General features: G+C 45.2%; 20 protein-coding genes. 6 read left to right on the top strand and 14 right to left on the bottom strand.

Annotated elements, in window-relative coordinates:
* Nucleotides 1-10: 10 nt before the first annotated feature.
* From J0L70_RS14070 to hppD, 4 genes are all read right to left on the bottom strand, one after another.
* A complete protein-coding gene (locus J0L70_RS14070) occupies nucleotides 11-1144 on the bottom strand; it encodes an SGNH/GDSL hydrolase family protein (protein ID WP_287455067.1) in 1134 nt (377 codons plus the stop codon).
* A gap of 281 nt (nucleotides 1145-1425) precedes the next feature.
* Nucleotides 1426-3087, bottom strand: coding sequence for an asparagine synthetase B family protein (locus J0L70_RS14065; RefSeq protein WP_287455066.1), 1662 nt, complete (start codon nucleotides 3085-3087; stop codon nucleotides 1426-1428).
* A complete protein-coding gene (locus tag J0L70_RS14060; RefSeq protein ID WP_287455065.1) occupies nucleotides 3087-3707 on the bottom strand; it encodes a hypothetical protein in 621 nt (206 codons plus the stop codon). Before J0L70_RS14060 ends, J0L70_RS14065 begins: the two co-directional genes overlap by 1 nt.
* A gap of 61 nt (nucleotides 3708-3768) precedes the next feature.
* Nucleotides 3769-4857, bottom strand: a complete 1089-nt coding sequence (gene hppD / locus J0L70_RS14055) for a 4-hydroxyphenylpyruvate dioxygenase (protein WP_017291337.1) — start codon at nucleotides 4855-4857, stop codon at nucleotides 3769-3771.
* Between the two features lie 315 nt (nucleotides 4858-5172).
* Here hppD and J0L70_RS14050 point away from each other — a divergent pair, with 315 nt between their 5' ends.
* Nucleotides 5173-5847 carry a putative antibiotic biosynthesis monooxygenase gene (locus J0L70_RS14050; protein ID WP_017291338.1) on the top strand — a complete coding sequence of 225 codons (675 nt, stop codon included), beginning with the start codon at nucleotides 5173-5175 and terminating at the stop codon, nucleotides 5845-5847.
* 75 nt (nucleotides 5848-5922) lie between these two features.
* Here J0L70_RS14050 and J0L70_RS14045 read toward each other — a convergent pair whose 3' ends face one another.
* The 3 genes from J0L70_RS14045 to J0L70_RS14035 all read right to left on the bottom strand — a co-directional run bounded on the left by J0L70_RS14045 (nucleotide 5923) and on the right by J0L70_RS14035 (nucleotide 8460).
* Nucleotides 5923-6378: a hypothetical protein gene (locus J0L70_RS14045; protein WP_017291339.1), complete on the bottom strand. Its 456-nt coding sequence runs from the start codon at nucleotides 6376-6378 to the stop codon at nucleotides 5923-5925.
* A gap of 18 nt (nucleotides 6379-6396) precedes the next feature.
* Entirely contained in the window at nucleotides 6397-7176 is a 780-nt protein-coding gene (locus tag J0L70_RS14040; protein ID WP_017291340.1) for a YoaK family protein, read from the bottom strand.
* Nucleotides 7177-7380: 204 nt separating this feature from the next.
* Nucleotides 7381-8460, bottom strand: a complete 1080-nt coding sequence (locus tag J0L70_RS14035) for an MFS transporter (RefSeq protein WP_144056297.1) — start codon at nucleotides 8458-8460, stop codon at nucleotides 7381-7383.
* A gap of 261 nt (nucleotides 8461-8721) precedes the next feature.
* On the opposite strand from J0L70_RS14035, the gene J0L70_RS14030 reads away from it, so the two are divergent.
* Entirely contained in the window at nucleotides 8722-9195 is a 474-nt protein-coding gene (locus J0L70_RS14030) for an NAD(P)H-quinone oxidoreductase subunit N (protein WP_071596195.1), read from the top strand.
* 87 nt (nucleotides 9196-9282) lie between these two features.
* On the opposite strand, the gene J0L70_RS14025 is transcribed toward J0L70_RS14030, so the two are convergent.
* The 4 genes from J0L70_RS14025 to cbiD all read right to left on the bottom strand — a co-directional run bounded on the left by J0L70_RS14025 (nucleotide 9283) and on the right by cbiD (nucleotide 13695).
* Nucleotides 9283-9777: a DUF3122 domain-containing protein gene (locus J0L70_RS14025; RefSeq protein ID WP_287455064.1), complete on the bottom strand. Its 495-nt coding sequence runs from the start codon at nucleotides 9775-9777 to the stop codon at nucleotides 9283-9285.
* Between the two features lie 108 nt (nucleotides 9778-9885).
* Nucleotides 9886-10782, bottom strand: coding sequence for an aspartoacylase (locus J0L70_RS14020; protein WP_287455063.1), 897 nt, complete (start codon nucleotides 10780-10782; stop codon nucleotides 9886-9888).
* A gap of 105 nt (nucleotides 10783-10887) precedes the next feature.
* Entirely contained in the window at nucleotides 10888-12513 is a 1626-nt protein-coding gene (gene guaA / locus J0L70_RS14015) for a glutamine-hydrolyzing GMP synthase (protein ID WP_316429013.1), read from the bottom strand.
* A gap of 102 nt (nucleotides 12514-12615) precedes the next feature.
* A complete protein-coding gene (gene cbiD, locus J0L70_RS14010) occupies nucleotides 12616-13695 on the bottom strand; it encodes a cobalt-precorrin-5B (C(1))-methyltransferase CbiD (RefSeq protein WP_287455062.1) in 1080 nt (359 codons plus the stop codon).
* Nucleotides 13696-13893: 198 nt separating this feature from the next.
* Between cbiD and J0L70_RS14005 the strand changes: the two genes are divergently transcribed.
* Nucleotides 13894-14598 carry a DUF8692 domain-containing protein gene (locus tag J0L70_RS14005; RefSeq protein ID WP_268242171.1) on the top strand — a complete coding sequence of 235 codons (705 nt, stop codon included), beginning with the start codon at nucleotides 13894-13896 and terminating at the stop codon, nucleotides 14596-14598.
* Between the two features lie 10 nt (nucleotides 14599-14608).
* Here the strand turns inward: J0L70_RS14005 and J0L70_RS14000 are convergent, their stop codons facing one another.
* Nucleotides 14609-15268, bottom strand: a complete 660-nt coding sequence (locus tag J0L70_RS14000; RefSeq protein WP_287455061.1) for a class I SAM-dependent methyltransferase — start codon at nucleotides 15266-15268, stop codon at nucleotides 14609-14611.
* On the opposite strand from J0L70_RS14000, the gene J0L70_RS13995 reads away from it, so the two are divergent.
* Both J0L70_RS13995 and J0L70_RS13990 read left to right on the top strand, forming a co-directional pair.
* Nucleotides 15267-15686 (top strand): hypothetical protein, encoded by a 420-nt coding sequence (locus tag J0L70_RS13995; protein ID WP_287455060.1) that lies wholly within the window; start codon nucleotides 15267-15269, stop codon nucleotides 15684-15686. The two genes, J0L70_RS14000 and J0L70_RS13995, sit on opposite strands and share 2 nt — an antisense overlap.
* 138 nt (nucleotides 15687-15824) lie before the next feature.
* Nucleotides 15825-16808, top strand: a complete 984-nt coding sequence (locus J0L70_RS13990) for an ABC transporter ATP-binding protein (RefSeq protein WP_287455059.1) — start codon at nucleotides 15825-15827, stop codon at nucleotides 16806-16808.
* Between the two features lie 165 nt (nucleotides 16809-16973).
* Here the strand turns inward: J0L70_RS13990 and J0L70_RS13985 are convergent, their stop codons facing one another.
* Nucleotides 16974-18575 (bottom strand): ABC transporter substrate-binding protein, encoded by a 1602-nt coding sequence (locus tag J0L70_RS13985; RefSeq protein WP_287455058.1) that lies wholly within the window; start codon nucleotides 18573-18575, stop codon nucleotides 16974-16976.
* A gap of 62 nt (nucleotides 18576-18637) precedes the next feature.
* Entirely contained in the window at nucleotides 18638-18991 is a 354-nt protein-coding gene (locus J0L70_RS13980) for a DUF8631 domain-containing protein (protein ID WP_017291351.1), read from the bottom strand.
* 143 nt (nucleotides 18992-19134) lie between these two features.
* On the opposite strand from J0L70_RS13980, the gene J0L70_RS13975 reads away from it, so the two are divergent.
* Complete coding sequence (locus J0L70_RS13975; RefSeq protein ID WP_287455057.1) at nucleotides 19135-19989, top strand: GNAT family N-acetyltransferase; 855 nt, start codon at nucleotides 19135-19137, stop codon at nucleotides 19987-19989.
* Nucleotides 19990-20002 lie beyond the last annotated feature (13 nt).

Here is a 20002-nt window from a genome sequence, read left to right as displayed (position 1 = left end):
TCATGAGTGACTAATTTGTCTTTTTGCGCATTGCTTCGAGCAGGGGAACGAGCCGTTGTGCAATCAGTTCATGCCCAATTTCATTGATATGACCTGTGCCAGGGATAGAATTGTTAAACCCGCTGGTCGGTTGATGGAACGTTTGATGATAGTTCACAAAATCGCGCCGCATTGCCACGATCGGAACCTTGTGCTTTTCTGCGATTTCGATCAAAGCTGCTTCAGCCGGATTAGGTGGCTCATTTGGATTGTTGAAAGTGACATAGGGAATATGCAGAATCACCAAGTTCGGGTACTTCGCTTTCAAATTCACAACTGTCCATTCAATCAAGCGATCGTAATTGCCCTGCGATTTTGTCGGTGCTGCTTCAGTCGGTTTCGCCTGTTTTTTCAGCATCGCTTGAAGGTTCTTTCCGCCGACTCGTAGTGTCGAAATTTGCAACATAAAGCTCAACTGCGGAAACTTTTGCTGAAAGAGTTGAGATAAGCGATCATCACTAGCAAAATCCTGATTGTGAATAGCTTGAAATGTGTTGCCTTGAGCACGAATGTAGAACTCTTTTGTGGGATCTAAGCCTTCTTCAGTAAAATCAGAATCGTTAATTTGAACTATCACAGCGTCAGGCTGCAATTGAGTCTTGTAGAAATCTGCTAAGTGCAAATAGTAGGCAGGTGTCGCCCCGGTTCTACCTCCATTGATAACCGTGACAGGCGAATTCTGCTGCTTGAAAGTCGATCCAATTCGCGCACTGTAGGTTTTGGCATCTTCGACTTGTTCTGCACTCGTAAACGAATCCCCGATCGACAAAACTCTAAATTCGCCTTGAGCTTTGGGCAGAATCTCGTCGTTGCGCATTCCTAAGCTGTTCATTCTAGTGCGGCTGAAGCCTTCACCCGATTCGATTCTGTCACCAGGGTTATAAATTCTTCCTAGGCTTGGATGTTTTGTGGTTCCTGGGGACTGCTCGATTGTATTTCGGACAATGATTTCCCAAGCAAAAAGTGATAACACGATCGCGATCGTGGACTTTAACAGGACGTAAAGAATCGCTCTCTGAGAGGAGTAACGATCTTCTTGTATGGGGTTAGTTGTCTCTAGAAGCGGTCGTGGGGCGCTCGACCGTCCTGACGTAAAATTTCTCATGATGCATGATTAAACCAAGTTTTAAAACAACCACTGCGCCCGGATGAGACACAGCCAGGAATCGTGTTAATTGCGACTTAGGAGCGAGATCGGCATCTAACAGCGCTTGTTATATCCCTAATTTCACTTAAGAATACAGAGAGCTTACATTACTAATTTCAGTGTAATTACTGTATCTAACTAACTTTATCGTCTCTTTAAAGACGAGTCGCCAGTTTTGAAGTGATGTTCACAAAAGAATGAGCGATTTTTAGCGGAGCTACTGCTAAGTCTCCGCAACGCTAGAACGACCTCTCAAAAACTTGCCGAACTTTTCTGACTCTCTGCCAGACTTGCGGTGGCAGCCAAAATGGATGATCCCAAGAAGATGCCCCAACTGATTCTCCCAAGACTTCAATTCGCCAAGCTTGCCACATGATCAGAAGCCAAAGATTGTTGCCTAAATAGCGATCGCGTAAATTCGCTCCCATCTGTCCTGACATCATCTGTTCTGCAATCTGGGGCTGCCATCGCCCTTCAGCACGCAGCACGCCCGGATTCAACCATTTACCAATCTCACGCCAAAACTCGCCATAGTACCAAGGACGCAACGGCACTCGCATGCCTCGTTTCTCTCGCCAAACGACCTCTGAGGGCAACCAAGATTCAACCGCACGTTTGAGAATGTACTTTTCGCAAGCTCCTTGTAACATCAGTTCGCCAGGAATTTTGAATGTCCAGCGAGTCAAGTCGGGATCACAAAATAGCGATCGTACTTGCAATCCTTGTGAAAGTGCCAAGGCAGTCGCACGTGGTTGAATATTCTGTGCGCCTTTTAACATCAGCGATGCACGCCTTAATTGAGCCAGAAGAGAACCACATTTTTCAGGATTCAAAGCATCACCGAGATAAGTTTGGAGATCAAGTTCGCGAATACTTTGGTAAACAGAATTAGAAAAGATTCGAGATTCACAACCGTACAATCTGCCAAATGTATTGAGATACTGTTTTGATAACGTGAAATTTTCTGAGTCGTATACTTGATTCGCAATTAAAGGCTTATTCGTCCAGCCTGCAAATAACTGATCGCCGTGTTCCCCGTTGAATACAACGCGAACATCTTGAGATGCAGCTTGATTGAGCAACAATAGTGGAGCCGTTACACCATCTCCATACGGTGCATCTAAAGCTCTAGCCGTTTCAGGAATAGCTTGAATAATCTGTCTCGCTTGGGCTGGAACTAGAGTCAATGGAATGTTGAGATAGTGTGCAACTTGCTGCGCGTAAGGTAGCTCTGAATCTTCTACGCCAAAATCAAGAGCATAAGCTCGAACTTTAACCCCAGATTGAACTAGTAAAGCAGCCACGATCGAGGAATCAATCCCACCAGATAGAAATATACCAACAGGCTCATCAGGTAAATCTTCAATTTGATGTGCGATCGCAGATTTCAACAGTTCTTGAAGCTGTCTGACGGCTTCAGCTTCATCGTGAATCATTGTGCTGGATTCGCGCCAGTCTTCAGTCTCAGAAATGGTGCAAGTAAAATCTTTTGTCCAAGTCAGCGTCGTGCCAGCAGAGATAGAAGCGATTTCTGCGATCGGGCTTAGCGGTGTTGGAACATAAGAAAAGCAAGTATAAGCATACAGTGCAGCATGGCTTACTGTTGGTTGAGCGAGTTTGAGCAGGGATTTCAACTGGGTTGAGAACCAGATAACCGATTCAATTTTGATCCAGTAAAGTGGAACTCGACCAAATGCGTCTCGACCTAGTTCTAAAGACGCTTCAGTTGCATTGACCCACACATCATTGATAGTGCTTCTTCCGCAAGCACTGAGCCGAGTTTGAGTCGTTGCAAATCCCCACTGATCAGTGCAGAATTGAGTTGCTATCTTTGCATCACTGAGTTCAGAGAGTCTCTGTATCAGTTTGGGCTGATCACCATAGCCCCAATATCCCAACATTACTTCACCACAAACGTTTCTTCACTAATGGGACGTTCTGCGATCGACATTTTCACCGTCCAATTTCCAGGCTTGGACTGCGACGATAAAGGAGCAAAGCAAAACGTTGTCCAGGGCGATCGTGTAATTTCTTGAGTCTGGAAACGACTCTGATGAATTCTCTCACCTGTTGAATCTAACCAATCACAACTGACAGCTAAGCGATCGTTGATCGGGGGATTTTTCAATGTGACTCGGTAAAACACTTGTGCGTCTTTTGTGCGATCGAACTGGGTGACTGAATTAGTTGAATCTTTTAACGTCACAATGTCTTGAATCGCAGCAATGCGAGCAATCTTATTGTGCTGTTTCTGCTGAACGACAGCAACGGTTGCAATCAGGCCAACAATCATAATTGCAACGGTTGAAATGACAATTTTATGGCGCTGGTTTTGCTGAGCTAGAGCTTCTCGTCGGCGCAATTGCACGATCGCGTCATCGAGTAAATCGTCGGGCAAATTTAACTCTTGTAAAATCTGTTTGACTTGCTCACGATCGAGTTCGTTGTCGCGAAGTTGAGATAAGCGATCGATTTCAGCTATGACTTGAGAAAGTTGAGCTTGCGTAAGGCGGGTATCCATATTCAAAACAGTCTCGCGATGAATCTGTCATAGCATAAGCGATCCTGTGATCTGCTTAGACTTAAAGATTTCCTCTGATTAGCTGCTCTCGCTCGATCGCTTCAAACAAAGATTTAAAGTTTCCTTCTCCAAATCCCTGTGATCCGTGTCGTTCAATGATTTCAAAAAATAAAGTCGGACGATCTTGAACAGGTTGCGTAAAGATTTGCAGCAAATATCCTTCGCGATCGCGATCGACTAAAATTCCGAGTTGAGCCAGTTGCTCGATCGATTGATCAATTTTGCCAACCCGAGCTTCTAAATTTGCATAGTAAGAACTCGGGACACTGAGAAATTCAATTCCTGAATTTTTCAATTCGGTGACGGTTTCAACAATGTTATGAGTCAGACAAGCAACATGCTGTACACCCGCACCGTAGTTGTATTCCAGGAATTCTTGAATCTGAGATTTGCCTTTGCCGATCGCGGGTTCATTAATCGGAAGTTTGACCCTTCCTGTTGAACTTTGCATCACCGATGACGTAAGCGCAGAATATTCGGTCGAGATTGCTCGATCGTCAAATTTAACGAGTAATTCCAATCCCAACGTCTTCTGAAAAAACTCCACCCAGTGGTTCATTTGTCCTTTTTCAACATTGCCAACGACGTGATCGATTTGAATCAATCCGGCATTGGCGCGAGACGGAATCGAGCGGGGGACAAATCCTGGCGCGAAAACACCTTGATAGCGATCGCGTTGCACAAACTTGATTAAAGTATTGCCATAGCCATAAATCATTGCGTAACGATACTTTCCCGCTTCGTCTTGCTCCTCATTCGGTGCAACCGCTTCTAATGCACCTCGGGAGGTACTGACTTGAAATGCACGATCGACATCTCTAACACCCAAAGCAATCACTGCTACATGATCTCCATGCTTCGCCGCTCTTGAAGCGATTGGGTGATCTGGGTTGAGTGCAGAAGTTAAGACTAAGCGAATTTCGCCCTGCTGCATGACATAAGACGCAACATGGCGTTCTCCGGTATCAAGTCCTCGATATGCGATCGTCGAGAAGCCAAAACCGCGATCGTAGAACATCGCTGCTTGCTTTGCGTTCCCGACATAAAGTTCTAAATGATCAAAGGTCAGAATCGAAAAAGCGTCGCTCATGCAAAGCCTAAAGTATAGAAATTGAACTCAGAAAATTCATATCACTGTGAAATGATTCACTCTGGTTTTTCTAGGAAGAAATATAGATTTGTTCTTAAATTAGCGCTTTACTAGGCTATGCGTAAAATCTTGGCAATAAATATACCTTGAGGGGGATTGTGTCCCAGGCAGAAGTTTCGTGCAAAAAGATTGCTTGAATTCCTGCTCAATTCCACATTCTGTAACCTAAGTGACAGGAGTGATATGTCTCTTGATGTTGATTTAATGAATCACAGAAATGTGTTATCGATGAAGTTCTAGTTAAAACTTTTAGTAATGTTGAATCCTGAAATTAACGATCGCGTCTTTTACTCCACCGTTGTTCTAGAGTATATCGTTCCAAATCAAAATCGCGCCATGTTTCGCAAGTGGCATAATACTCTGATGTGCTCTGCAAAGCGATTTCCAGGCTATATCAGAACAGATTCTTGTCTACCATTGCAGTGCGTAGACGGTGTGATGAAGTGGTACTCGATCGTGCATTTTGATACACCTGATCATTTGAATGATTGGCTGAATTCTCGCGATCGCGCCACACTCGTTGAGTCTGGACACAATATCTTTGATAACTACAAGTTCAAATCTTTCACGACAGGGTTAGAAGGATGGTTTTCATCTGCGGCAGGACAAGAGCGATCCAGTTTAGGGACTCCTCCCTGGAAACAAGTCATGTCAGTAGTTTTGGGACTCTATCCACTGGTCATGATCCAAACCAAAATTCTTCCGACACTTGGTTTTTTGCAGTCTTGGTCGCCCGCTTTCGTGACTCTAATCAGTAATTTCGTAGTGTCATCCTTACTCACCTGGATTGTGATGCCTCAAATTAGTAACGCATTACGATTTTGGTTACAGCCTGCATTTCGATTGAGCAATCCCAAGACAGATTGGCTTGGAAGCGCGATCGTGCTTCTGACTCTTGGCTTGATGGTGATGATTTTCAATCATGTTTGAAACCACCACTTGCTCTAAAGCATGAAGCATTTTGCGATTTAGTTGAGTTCGGCTTGTCCGACGTTTAGAATCTTGCTAGTTTGCTACAGCATCCTTAACTTTCTCTATCACGTCCTTGGCGATTTCGATTGCTTCTGCTGCCTTCTCCTTGCCTTTTTCCATATAGAAGTCTTTTTTTTGCATAAAAAGCTCCCGTTTCTGAGCCGGAGACAGCGATGCAAAATAATCTTTAGGAACCGATTTCAGCATCGCTCCAACTTTGCTTTTCTGTGCAGGAGTCAGCGTAATCGACTTAAACGCTTTCTTCAAAGTCACGCCATTCGCGATCGCATCTTCAAACTGAGTCTTCTGATCCGGAGTCAAAATCTTCTCAAGCTCTGGAACAATCTTTGCCTTCAACGCAGTAAATGGATCGCTTGCCGAAGTCACATCAGCAACAAGCATCGGAGCCGCCTGCACTAAATTCGCAAAACTCAGACCTGCCAATAAGCACATCACACAAGCAAAAATTGTAATCAATGTCCGTTGCATGGTTGATTTCCTAATCTCTTAAACAGTCTTTGTTACTCCTGCCTGAATGTAAGCAGCAACTGCTAGCAGGCTGACTGCAAACAATGGCATTGATAAACACCAAAATTCAGCCGAAGGCACAAAGTAAGCGGCTCCTGTCCCACCCAAAAAGAAGCCAGTCAGCAAGGGCAAAGTCAGTTTTAACTTTCTCATTGCTTCTGCTGCTTCTGACTTTGTTTCCTCGGTCTGTTTGACAAACTTCGCACTGATGTAGTGAACTAAATCGATCGTGAACTGTGTAAAGTTTCCGGTCATCACCGTGGTCGGAAAATAGCCCGTAAATGAAGCAGCCGCTTCCTTCATCAGCGCATTCTGAATTCCCATTGCCATAACGCCCGTAACTGCGATCGGGAAAATCAACTCATCTTGCACATCGACAAGCAAGGTCGCTGAGAACTGCAATCCGACGACCATAAAGATCCCCAGTGCGATCGCTTCTGCACTCAACAACACAGGCAACACTGCCCATCCGATCTTTCGAGCAAAATTTGCTAACAGTGACGTAAAAGCCACCGATAGCATAAAAACGGGAAGCATGGAGAGCCGGAGTAAGGTCGTCTGAGGATCAGAACTGGCAAAGGCTGAACCGGCGAGTGCAATATTTCCTGTCACATGAGCTGTGAAAATACCGAACAGCACAATAAAAGCCGCCGTATCGACAAATCCTGCAACCCAACTGAGCAAAAATCGAGCAGGAGCATCACGAATTAGAAACGCACTTAGGCTAAATCGCTCTTTCTCAGGTGCAGTAATTGTCATGGTTTTTCGGGTTTTTCAGGGCGTTGAGCTTACGGTTCACCCATCTGCACATACAGTAATTTGCTCCGTATTGAATCCTTGTACTGTCCAAACGGATGAATCGCGTATACCGTATATCAAAGCTAGGGCAGATTCTAGGTTTATCAATCTAGCCGGATCAAAATTGTATGTTGAACTACAAAATTGCTCTAAACCCCAATTAAATTAATAATCCGAAAACTTCCATCCATAGGCACACAACCACGAGCCGATCGCACCACCTGTAAAGAAGATCACCATATAAACTGTCGTGAGACGGTTATGAACTTCAATCGGTAAGCTATAAATTTTTGCCTTGTTAGAAATCTGACCTGTTTGTGTTCCGAGATCCAGTAGGATTGCGCCGACAATCAATCCCCAAAGCGTACTGTGAAACTGAAATAAAACGAGAAGTGCGCCGAGAAATAGCCCGATCGCAATTCTCAGCATCACTCTTGGATTGGTGCGATCGGTCATCTTTCCTAACAGGGGAGAAGCTCCTGCGCTCATGATCCCAACTAATCCAAACAGCCCAATCATCTCACTTTGAAATTCAAACGGCGGACGTTCCAATAAGAAGGGCAGGATTGCCCAAAAGCCACTATAGGCGGCAAAGAACATTGCTCCCGCAATCGATCTCTTTCTCAAGGTTGAATGTTCTGCGAATAAAACAGGCAGCGATCGCAATAATTCCAAATAAGAAATCTCAGTTTTAGCAGGCAACGTGCTCGGCAATTGCTTGACCAAGACGATGCCTAATCCCACCATCAATCCTGCCGCAATCAAAAATGTGGACTGCCAGCCGAATTCTCCTCCGAAAAACCCACCTGCAACTCGCCCTAATACAATCCCAACGAGCAAGCCGCTCATCACAGTTCCCACAATTCGTCCTCTCTGCTCCGAATCTGCCAACTGAGCAGCAAAAGGAATCAATAATTGAGGCACGACCGCTGTGAGTCCAATCATGAAGCTTGCAGCAATTAACCAATAAAATCCAGGAGACAGCGCGGCACACAGCAGCGCGATCGCATTGCATCCACTCAGCCAAACAATCAATTTCCGCCGATCCAGCCGATCCCCTAAGGGGACAAAGAACAGCATCCCGATCGCATATCCAATCTGAGTCAGGGTTGGGACAGCACTCACATCCGTAATTGACACCTGGAAATGCGTGCTAATTAATCCCAGCATTGGCTGGTTATAGTAAAGACTGCCAATCGAGATCGTACAGGCGATCGTCATTAACCATAGGGCAGAGTGTTTCATAAGGTTAGGATAAATTGCACCACTGAAGTATGAAGTATACTAAGGCACTCAGTTTGTAAAATCGCATACTGTATACAAATAATCTTTTTCATATTAGTTTTCACCCATCTTGAGAAAGACCCATTGAGTTCAATCGATGGAGAAAATTATGAATGGAATAGAGATTCTTGAAGGTTTAGAAGAAGATAACCCTTTAGAATAAGTAGGGATGCTGAGCATCTCTGAAATGTTTACCGTTAAATTTAGGAAGGTTCGAGCGGCATGGCACTTCTCACCACAGGCGGACAGCTAATTAAAGATCTTGAAACCCACGGCGCGATCGCTGCCTATGTTCCCCTCGAAGGCGGATTTGAAGGACGCTATCGCCGTCGAATTCGGTCAGCAGGTTACAAGTCGCTCAGCATTACGGCAAGAGGTTTAGGGGATGTGGCGGCTTATCTGACGGGAGTTCATGGCGTTCGTCCTCCGCATTTGGGCAAAAAGAGCACCGGATCGGGTGCAGCGGTTGGATATACCTATTTCGTTCCGCCGATCGTGACGAGTCAAATTGCTCACTTGCCGCCGAAGTCGAAGGGATTATTGCTTTGGATTATTGAGGGACATATTCTGTCGAATCAAGAGCTTGAGTATTTAGCGAACTTGCCGAAGATTGAGCCGCGAGTGAAGGTTGTGATTGAAGTCGGTGGAGAGCGATATTTCCGCTGGTCACCACTGACTCAAGTGATTGCGGCGTAAGTCTGAGAATTTTTCTTTGAGTTTGAAGGAGCGATCGAGTTTTTGTCGATCGCTCCTTTACTGATCTATGGGAGTCGTTAATCTCCTCTACTGCTCCGGCTGCCAACTTGCCACTCGCCACCATTCCAATGCCGTGTCTTGGGGAACCTTTAACCGCGCTTCTCCAGATTTCAAGGGCAGAATCAAAGTGAGCTTGGTATCGGTATCTAACTGGTTCAAGATAGGTTTGAAATCATATTCGCCTACATGAGCGATCGGGAAATCTTTCGAGGTCACATCCTCAATGCTCAAGAGCGATCGATTGGCTTCAAGTTCTAACGATCGCGGATGATCGATCGTCACCGCTCCAGGAAATCCCACTAATCTTAAATGAACTGAATTGGGCTGTCCAATCGGAAATCGTTTATAAAAAACCACTTGCCAGGCTCGATTTGAGTCATCTTGTAATCTTGATAGCGATCGATACAATACGCTATTTTGATCCGAATAAGTATGAATCGAAGCAAATGCAGAAGTCGAGACAAAAAGCCAAATTACTCCGACTAAAACGCAAGTTTTCCACAAGCGAAACAGATTTTCCACAGCTTATTCACCGGTTTTCCACAATTTGAATTTTATAATTTAAGACTTTAGTCTGTCATTAAAATTACGCTCGAAAAAACACTGAGAAACACATCAATTAAGCGTTTTTTAATATTCTTTATCTAGCTCAATCTCGCGCTTTTCAGTCAAAATCATCGCAATCTGTTTTTCGTAGTAAGCAGCTTCGTTAATAAAGATTGGAAAAACTGTAGAATTGCCTTGATAACAAATCGATTCTCCCGCAAAAGTCAGAAAGATCGGCTCATCAGGCTGTAACGGTTCATAGTCTTTGAACTGGCGATCAGGATGAATGAAAGCTTGTAGATTCCCGATCGCGTCTCTGGGATAATCGATAGCCTCGATCGCTTGATACAACGTCAAACGAGGCGGCACATCCAGTGGTTTTCCTTGATTCAAAGCTTCGATGTAATCCAAAACGGCGTAAATGAGTTGCTCGGTTTTGAGGAATAGATCAGCGTTGAGAACACTCTGAGCTACTGCTCCAACTTCAATCGTGAAGCCCAAGGGCGAGAGCGATCGCAATAACGGCGCATCTTGCGTACAATTCATTCCTAAAGCCACTCGCACATCCGGATAAATCTGGCTCAAATAAGCAGAGAGTCGCAGATTAAAGGGATCAGGAGTCGAAGGAAGAATCGTCAGCCCCATATTCGACGTGGTGCTATGCAGATCGATAATCACATCTACTTGAGGCTGATCTCTAGAACCAAGTTGAGCGACAATATCCCGCGCACGTTGATTCTCATAGTTGATCAATTTGGGATTCAATAAATCCTCGCTGGCAAAGCTTCGATTCAAGTCTTGATCGATATAGCGGCGATTTAGTTCGATCGCTTTTGGATTTGCCAAGAGTGTGATGGTTTCAAAGCTCGATCGAGTCGTCAATGCTGGAAACTGCTGAAGCTTTTTGACGAGATAAACGCCTGTCCATTCATTTCCATGCGTTCCGCCGACAATTGCGACTCGTCGAATCAACTTAGACATAACAATTCCCCCTCTGTGTGACTGCAATAATTGGGGGTCTGAACCAATGGGAAAACCCCCAGTAAAACCGGGGGCTTTCGGAGCGAATCAGGGCAAGTCTCTAAACTATTCCCACTCGATGGTTCCAGGCGGCTTCGAGGTGATGTCATACACAACTCGATTCACACCCTTCACTTCATTCACAATTCGGTTAGAAATCGTTTCTAACAAATCGTAAGGAATGCGTGCCCAATCTGCTGTCATGCCATCTTCACTCTTCACACAGCGCAGCACGATCGGATAAGCATAAGTGCGCTGATCTCCCATTACACCGACACTGCGGACAGGAAGCAGCACAGCAAAGGCTTGCCAAACATCGTGATAGATGCCAGCCCGATTGATCTCTTGCCGCACAATCAAATCTGCATCGCGCAAGATATTTAACTTCTCATTCGTCACTTCTCCCAAAATCCGGATCGCTAGACCTGGACCAGGGAAGGGTTGACGATTGACGATTTCTTCAGGCAAACCAATCGATCGCCCAACTTTCCGCACTTCATCCTTAAACAGCTTCCGTAACGGTTCAACCAGCTTGAATTGCAGATCTTTCGGCAGACCACCTACGTTGTGATGGCTCTTGATCTTAACAGCGACTCGTTCTCCAGTCTGCGGATCAACATTGGTATCCGCAGATTCGATCACGTCTGGATACAACGTTCCTTGCGCCAGATAGTCAAACGGCCCCAATCGCTTCGATTCTTCTTCAAACACTCGGATAAATTCATGTCCGATGCGTTTGCGTTTTTCCTCTGGATCGGTGATGCCTGCGATCGCGTCAACAAATCGCTCCCGCGCATTCACATACGCAACATCAATGTGGAACTGCTCATGGAAAAGTTTCACCAAGCGCTCTGGCTCTAACTTCCGCATGAAGCCTTGATCGATGAACATACAAGTCAGTTGATCCCCGATCGCGCGATGCAGCAAAAATGCCAGCGTCGAAGAATCAACGCCACCCGATAAAGCCAGCAGCACCCGCTTATCGCCAATTTTGGCGCGAATTTCTCGAATCGATTCTTCAACAAATGCTTCCGTTGTCCAAGTCGGCTCACACTTACAGATGTGATAGACAAAGTTGCGAATCAGCGCTTGTCCAAATTGCGAATGCACGACTTCGGGATGGAACTGCACGCCGTACAGATTGCGATCGTGTTCTGCGATCGCCGCGCAAGGTGTATTCGTCGTATGTGCGAGTAAGCCAAATCCTTCTGGCAACTTGGTCACAGAATCTCCGTGACTCATCCACATGATCGAGTTATCTTCGACATTCGTCAGCAAATCGGTGGGGTCGTCGATCTCAATCTTTGCCTTTCCATATTCACCGCGATCGGTGCGCTCAACGCTACCGCCAAGCTGTTGCACCATCAACTGCATCCCGTAACAAACCCCTAAAACAGGAATGCCAAGCTCCCAAATCCCTGGATCGCACTGAGGTGCGCCTTGGTCGTAAACCGAGTTAGGGCCACCCGACAAAATAATGCCTTTCGGATTGAGTTGGCGGAGTTGTTCAACCGTTGTGCGATAAGACAACACTTCAGAATAAACTTGCGTTTCGCGGATGCGACGGGCAATCAGTTCTGAGTATTGCGATCCAAAATCGAGAATTACAATCATCTGGCGTTCGAGTGCATCAAATCCTTGCGAAGTAGATGCGGGTGCATCCAAAACAGACGGTTCAATAGGTGGAGTCACGAGAGTGTGTCCTGATGAGAGAGAACGAAGGTCAAACGAGGTTAAACGAACTTTTGAAGCGGAATAAAAAAGCAAGGGTTTTGAATATTCTGGCTATTTTAATCACAATTCTCGAACCGACTCAAGCAGTTTCTCTGCTTTTCTACTTTGTCTTAAAACTTGACGCGATCGATCAAACAAAATTACGCCGATTTCAACGCTTGCTTCGCTGTGGGTATAAATATATTCTTCAGCGCGAGTTTCGATTGCAGCCGCGATCGAATCGTAAACCGCAATCTCTTTGCCCAAGGTTCTCAAGTATGTCAATCCGTCCTCAGCCGTAGAACTGGTAAAGATTGATTGTAGATCAGAAGTTGAGACACCGACTTTTGCCGCATGTGCTGTTAGGATTTCTTGCCGAGCATCTGCCACATGATGATGCGTGTGGAAAATGCCACCTGCAAGTTTGATCAGTTTCCCGTGATAGCCAAACAGCAGAATCGATTTGACTCGCTGCATTCCCGCTTCGACGAGGAGAGAGCCGATCCAATTGGCAGTTTTGAGCGTGCGATCTCGCTCAATTCCCATCTTGGCTGCCAAATCTAATCCATTTTCACCAATGCAGAAAACGAGGGTGTCGAATCGCCGCGCTTTTTCTTGTAGCTCGGCTCGAAACAGTTCTAACTGATCCGGTGCGCTGAGAGGGTGAGCAATGCCAGAGGTACCGAGCAGCGATAAGCCTTCGACAACACCAAATGCTTCGTTGGATGTGCGTTTTGCAAGTTGACGACCTTCGGGCAAAATCAAGGTGATACGTAACGCTTCATGCGGTTCTAAAAGGCGTTCGAGATTCGTTTGGATTAATTGCTGAGCGTAAGCGTAAATTGCGGCTTGCTGGTCGGCTTTTTGTCCGATGCCTTCTCCGCCGATGATTTCAATCCCTTGTCCTTGAGTCAGTTCGACCATTGCCCAAATTGGGGTGTTGCGAGTCAAGTCGAGATTATCGCCGGGATCGCTGCGAGTAATTGCTAGTGCTGAATGGGGTGTTAATTTGGCGACTTGTTCGATCGGGATTTTCACCTGTGCAACTGGATTAATCAGATCCACTTCCACTTCAGAAATTGCAGATTGATGTTTTAAGTGTTGCACGGCAGCGATCGCGGAAGCACAAGCGAAAACAGGAAGTGTATAACCAGATCTCATAGAAATTCTCTTAAGAATTAACTCCTAACTGTTCAGATGTATGTCTTAAGTTACATGCGTTCTTTAGGTTAAGCGAGTATTAATTTTGGAATAAAAAGAGGTTAAATTTTATGTGTTACTCCTGATCTCTAGGAAAGCAATCAGTGTAATTTATGACACTCCATTCTTCAATCCCAAGTCCTAAAGCCTGAAAACTTCATGAAGAAACTAAAATTTCAACCCGCTGCTGAAATTCTCCTGCTACTGCTGCTAACTGATTTTTTATCCATCTTGGCGCATTTCGCTCTCCGTCTTTCGCCTCAGATTAATTCTACTTATTGGACAATCACTACCGATCGCGGATTTGGGGAAACGTTTCAATACGTCAAGGAGTTTTGGCTGTTCTGTAGCTTTGCAATTTTGGCGAGCAGTCGGGCGGAATGGTCATACCTGTCTTTTTCCTTGCTATTCGGTTATCTGCTGATCGATGATGCATTTCTTGTCCATGAGAGAGTTGGGGAGTGGATTGCAACGACTCAAAATTTTCAGCCAGTCTTGGGATTAAGAGCAATTGATTTGGGCGAGTTAGTTGTTGCAGCTAGTACGGGTCTAGTTTTTCTGTTGCTCATTGGTGTTTCCTATTGGTTGGGCACACAACAGTTTCGTTGGATCTGCAAACGTCTCTTCGTATTACTTGGCTGTCTTGCTTTTTTTGGTGTCGTAGTTGATGCGCTGCATATCATGATTGAGGTCATTAATCGACCTGGAATTCCCCTGGGGTTTGCATTTGAATTGGCAGAGGATGGGGGTGAAATGATTGTTATGAGCCTGTTGTGTTGGTATGGTATCTCACTGCTCAAACAGCCCAGTCTTTCCCCAGTCAGAACGGATAAAGTTGTAGTTTCTAGTAGTCGCTCGAACTAATAAAGACAACTCATTTTTTCAACGCCAACGTTAATCCATCTGCGATCGGTAAAATTGTGATCAAAACTTGCTCATCTTGAGCAAGTTTTGTATTGAAAGCGCGAATTGTATTGACAATCTTATCGGAATCGCTGGCATCTGCCACTCGACCTGACCACAACACGTTATCAATCAAAATTAATCCACCTGAGCGCACCAATTGAATCACACGATCGTAGTAATTTGCATAGTTTCCTTTATCTGCATCAATAAATGCAAAATCGAAGGTTCCAGCTTGGTCTTGAAGTAATTGATCGAGCGTCTCGATCGCGGGAGCAATTCGCAGATCGATTTTGTCTGTCACGCCTGCAAGGTTCCAATATTTCCGAGCGATCGCGGTATATTCTTCGCTGACATCACAGGCGATTAATTTTCCATCTTCCGGCATTGCCATCGCTACAGACAGCGAGCTGTATCCGGTAAAGACTCCAACTTCGATCGCTTTTTTTGCCTGCATCAATCGCACCAACAGCGCCATGAATTGACCCTGATCCGGCGAAATCTGCATTCGGGCTTGAGGCATTTCGCTGGTTTCGTGACGAAGTTGGGCGAGAATGTCGGATTCGTGCAGCGAGTTTGAGAGAATATAGGCGTATAGAGACTCGTCTACACCAAATGCCTGCTTAAACATGTTGAGAAAATCACTACAAATTATCTTATCTATTGTCCTAGCAATCGGCTTAGTTGCGTGCGGTGGGCGATATTCGGTTCCAGACAATGTGTTGAAAAATGCGATCGCCATTTCGGTCAATCAAACCGAACAACAGATTAGCCAAGAATTGAAATTGTCAGCCGATCCGAAGGTGAGTATCGATCGGGTCAAAATTACCGAACAATCGCCCCTAAAGATTCAAGGATCGGACGGCTTCCACGTCAAAGGCGTGTATGATTTCACGCTCAAACTCCCGAAACGTCAAGAAAGCCAAAGTGACAATCCGTTCGACCTCTATCTCCAACGGAAAACCGAAGGCAAAACGCAAACCTGGCAACTGGCACAACGTACCGAGGATGATTGGAACTTACAGCCGCTTGGGGCACGTAAGGGATAGTTTCTTGCCGAATTTATCGGGCTGACCGATCGATCTTCTTGCGAATTGAGCAATCCTGTTTGTCACAATCCCTAAAGTAGATTCGATTCATGGCAAGCCGTCTTAGAATAAACAGAATTAGTGTTTTTCTCTGCTGTTATGTCTAGCATCACCGTCGATCGCTTAACGAAAGTCTATCCTGTCGCTGTTAAAGAGGCAGGGTTCAAAGGAACGGTGACCCATTTTTTCAAACGCACTTATCGCCAGGTGAAAGCGGTTCAGGATGTTTCGTTTCATATCGAACCGGGCGAAGTGGTCGGATTTTTAGGGGCAAACGGAGCAGGAAAAACGACGACGTTGAAAATGCTCACCGGATTGATTCATCCGTCTTCTGGCAAAGTGACCGTTGCAGGACATGTGCCTTTTGAGCGTCGATCGAGCTTTTTGCAAAAAATCACGCTAGTCATGGGACAAAAGCAGCAGTTGATTTGGGATTTGCCTGCTGCTGATTCTTTGCGCATCAATGCTGCGGTATATGGAATTAGCGATCGTACGCTAAAAGCTCGGATCGGCGAACTTTCAGAGATGCTGTCTCTAGAAGGCAAACTGACTCAGCCTGTCCGCAAACTTTCGCTCGGTGAACGCATGAAATGCGAATTGCTAGCCGCTTTACTTCACGAACCCCAAGTTTTGTTTTTAGACGAGCCGACTTTAGGGCTAGATGTGAATGCACAAGTCTCTGTTCGAGAGTTTTTGAAAGAATATAATGCTCAATACAAAGCAACCGTTTTACTAACTAGTCATTACATGGCAGATATTACTGCTTTGTGTGAGCGGGTGTTGATGATTCATCAGGGACAGCTAATTTATGACGGCAGTTTGGATGGCTTAGTCGATCGCTTCTCTCCCTGTCGCGAGGTCAAAGTAGAATTTAATCGCACGTACACTGAGTCGGAACTTTCAGCTTATGGGTATGTACAAGAGGTTGAGAAACAATCCGTGCGCTTTTTAGTGCAGCAAGAGGACTTGACACAAGCGATCGCGAGAATCCTAGCCGAGTTGCAAGTGGTTGATTTAGCAGTGAGTGATCCTCCGATCGAAGAAGTCATTGGGCGAGTATTCCAAGCAGGCGCAGTGATTTGAGGCTCAGATTACAGTTTGTCTCAAGTTGAATCTTAGAAACTTGTATTGACTTAGAGATGCTTAGGACATAGAACTCGATCGGGAAGAGGCAAAGACAGAAGCGCTTGCCACAAGATAGCTCTCCATAGCAGGCGTTTTCTTGCAGAAAGCCACCGCTTGATTGTTCTAAGCTTTCTTCATTCGTCCAAACGGAACCTTCTGCGTTACTTCCAAGCTAGCATTCTGAATGTTGTTCTGCACAAACAGAACGTCCTTGTTTTGCCACAATGGAATAAACGGCACATCCTTGACCAATTCAGCCTGCAACTGCTCAAACAATCCTTTGCGTTTGACTGGATCTAGCTCTTGGCGACTTTGATCAATTAATTGATTGACGCGATCGCTAAAGTAAAACGACCCTTGAGACACGGTTGAACCACTCTCACATCGCTGCTCTGCTGTTGCCTTAGTACACTCCATAAACGGCTGAATGTAGTTATCAGCATCGAGAAAATCAGGATTCCAGTCAAATAGAAACATCGGATAAGCAGCTTTATCAATGTTTCGATAAGCCGTAGTAGACTCCACACTGTCTAGCTGAATCTGCATCAAATTGCCCAAGCTCTTACGTACAGACTCTTTGAGAGTAATCGCTGCCATGCCATCAGTTGAGACATTCGATCGATACCAGAGTTGTACTTTCAGCGGATTCGATTCGCTGTAGCCTGCTTTGGCAAGTAATGATTTAGCTTTCTCGACATTGCGGTCGCCCAATTCTTGAAACACAGGCTTCTGCTCTTTCATGGTTTTCGGAAGCAGACTATACAGCGGTTCAATCTGGCCCTGAAAAACTCGACTTTCTAGCAACGGACGATCCATCATTGCCGCGATCGCTTGACGAACTTCTAAGCGATCTAAGGGCGGAGATTTCAAATTAATCGTTAAATAATCAATGCCACTACCAGACTGTTCCAGCATTTTCCAAGCCGCATTTTTCGCTCCATCTTTGAGCATCCGAATTTGATCGAGGGCTAGACCTTGATAAGCAACATCGATCGCGCCTGTGCGAAAGGCATTAAACAAATTCGCAGAGCTTGAGAAAAATTGAATATTAATCCCTGGATTCGCAGGTTTAGTTCCCCAATAGCGATCGAACGCTTCGAGCTTCAGCGAATCTGTTCCATACTTTACTAGCTTGTAAGCTCCCGTTCCTACAAATACTTCGGAATTGAACTTATTTTGACCAATCTCGTAAGCTTTAGGAGAAACAGCACAAGCACCTGAAAATGCGAGTAGCGAAGGAAATGCTGCAAAGGGTTTTTTCAGCTTAATCACAAGCTCACCTTCACTTTTAGCCGCGATCGAATCAATCACATCTGCTAGTAAAAACGAAGGACTGCCGCCATTTTCGATAAACCGTTTCAGCGAAAACTCCATGGCTTTGGCATTAAACGGTTCGCCATCATGAAACACAACGCCTTGACGAATCGGAATCGTATAGGTCAATCGATCTGCACTGACTTTCGGCAAAGCTGTTGCTAATTGAGGCTGTAATTCACTCGTGCCAGGCTTATATCCGTAAAGTCGATCGCCTAAGTTGTACAACAAGCTGCCTGCAAAATTCGTATAAGCATCAGCCGGATCGATCGTGTTAATGCTAGCAGTTGAGCCAATCGTAATTTGTCCATCTGCATTTGCAGGAGGTTCGTATGTCGATCGAGTACAACCAACCACCAGTGAGAAACAAAGACAGATTAAGAAGAGCGATCGCCCAATTTTTCTCAGCATTGTCGAGTGCCAAAAATGAGTTTTTTGAGTGTAGCAGGAAAGGTGGTCTGACAGTTGAGTGCCTAAGACGATCGAGATTTGAGCAGTTCATGAATACTCTTGAGTTCAACGAGAATGGCTTCGAGAACTTCTTGCGTGTGATTCGGTTGAGGCTCTTGAATCTCGATCGTCACTTGTTTGATTTTCAAAACTTCTTTGGCAAATCGAGCGACTTCATTTGAGTGAAACATCAATGGATCGTTCGGAGATTGCCGCAGTTCAGGATTAAGACGCTTGGGATTGAACGGAGGATTGAGTTGTTCAAGGTCAGTATTGGCATAGCGATAGACCGAAGCTCGCGATCGATTCAGAGTTTTCTGAACAGCTTCGACATCCATTAAACCTGTGGTTCCACCAAATTCGGTATCCGCGTACATGCATTCATTCTCGCAATTAGACGCGAAAATCTTAACATAAGAATCTTTGTGTAAAGTAGGATTTATCGATTGTTCTGATCCGCTTGGAGAACTCTACCTTTACTGTTAATTGGTATAGATGGATCAATTTTGAGAGGTTGGCGATGACTTTGAAGATTCGATCGATGACCCTGGCAGAGGTTCAAATTGCCTTAAACTGGGCAGCCCAAGAAGGCTGGAATCCAGGACTTTATGATGCAGAACCTTTCTACAAAGCTGACCCCGATGGATTTTTACTTGCAGAACTCGATGAACAACCGATTGGCTGTATCTCTGTCGTTCGCTACAGCCAGAAGTTTGGTTTCATTGGGCTGTACATCGTTCAACCTGAATGGAGAGGGAAAGGCTACGGTTTGAAATTATGGCAGACGGCATGGCAGCAATTCGTATCAAGACTCGATGCTGATGCCAGTATTGGGTTAGATGGAGTTCTCGATCGAGAAGCCACTTATCGCCAGGCTGGATTCGTTCCAGCTTACCGTCATATCCGGCATCAGCATCAACCCGATGGTTCAGCTCAGCATCCTGACTGGGTAATTCCTCTCAATCAACTTCCATTAGCAGAGATTCTTCGATATGACGCTGAACTATTTCCGGCATCCCGTTCGCAATTTCTAGAATCATGGCTTCAGATGCCAGAAAGTGCAGCGTATGGAGTTGTGGAACAGAATCGATTAGTTGGATATGGTGTAATTCGCCGCTGTGTGCAGGGATTTAAAGTCTGTCCGCTATTTGCAGATTCGCTAGAAATTGCAGAAGCTATTTTGCAAGCCTTGATCGTTAAAGCGGGAACAGAGCCTGTGTTTATCGATATTCCAGATGTTCATCCTGCTTTGCCGAGCTTAAAGCAACGATATGCATTAGAACCAATGTTCACTTGTGTGCGAATGTATTGGGGACAAGTTCCAACCTTGCCTGTCGATCGTATTTTTGGTGCGACGACTCTGGAATTGGGATAAGCACTCAGATTGA

The sequence above is a fragment of the Leptolyngbya sp. UWPOB_LEPTO1 genome, from assembly GCF_017302695.1.
Taxonomy (GTDB): Bacteria; Cyanobacteriota; Cyanobacteriia; order Leptolyngbyales; family Leptolyngbyaceae; genus Leptolyngbya; species Leptolyngbya boryana.
This window is presented reverse-complemented; position numbering and strand designations above follow the sequence as displayed.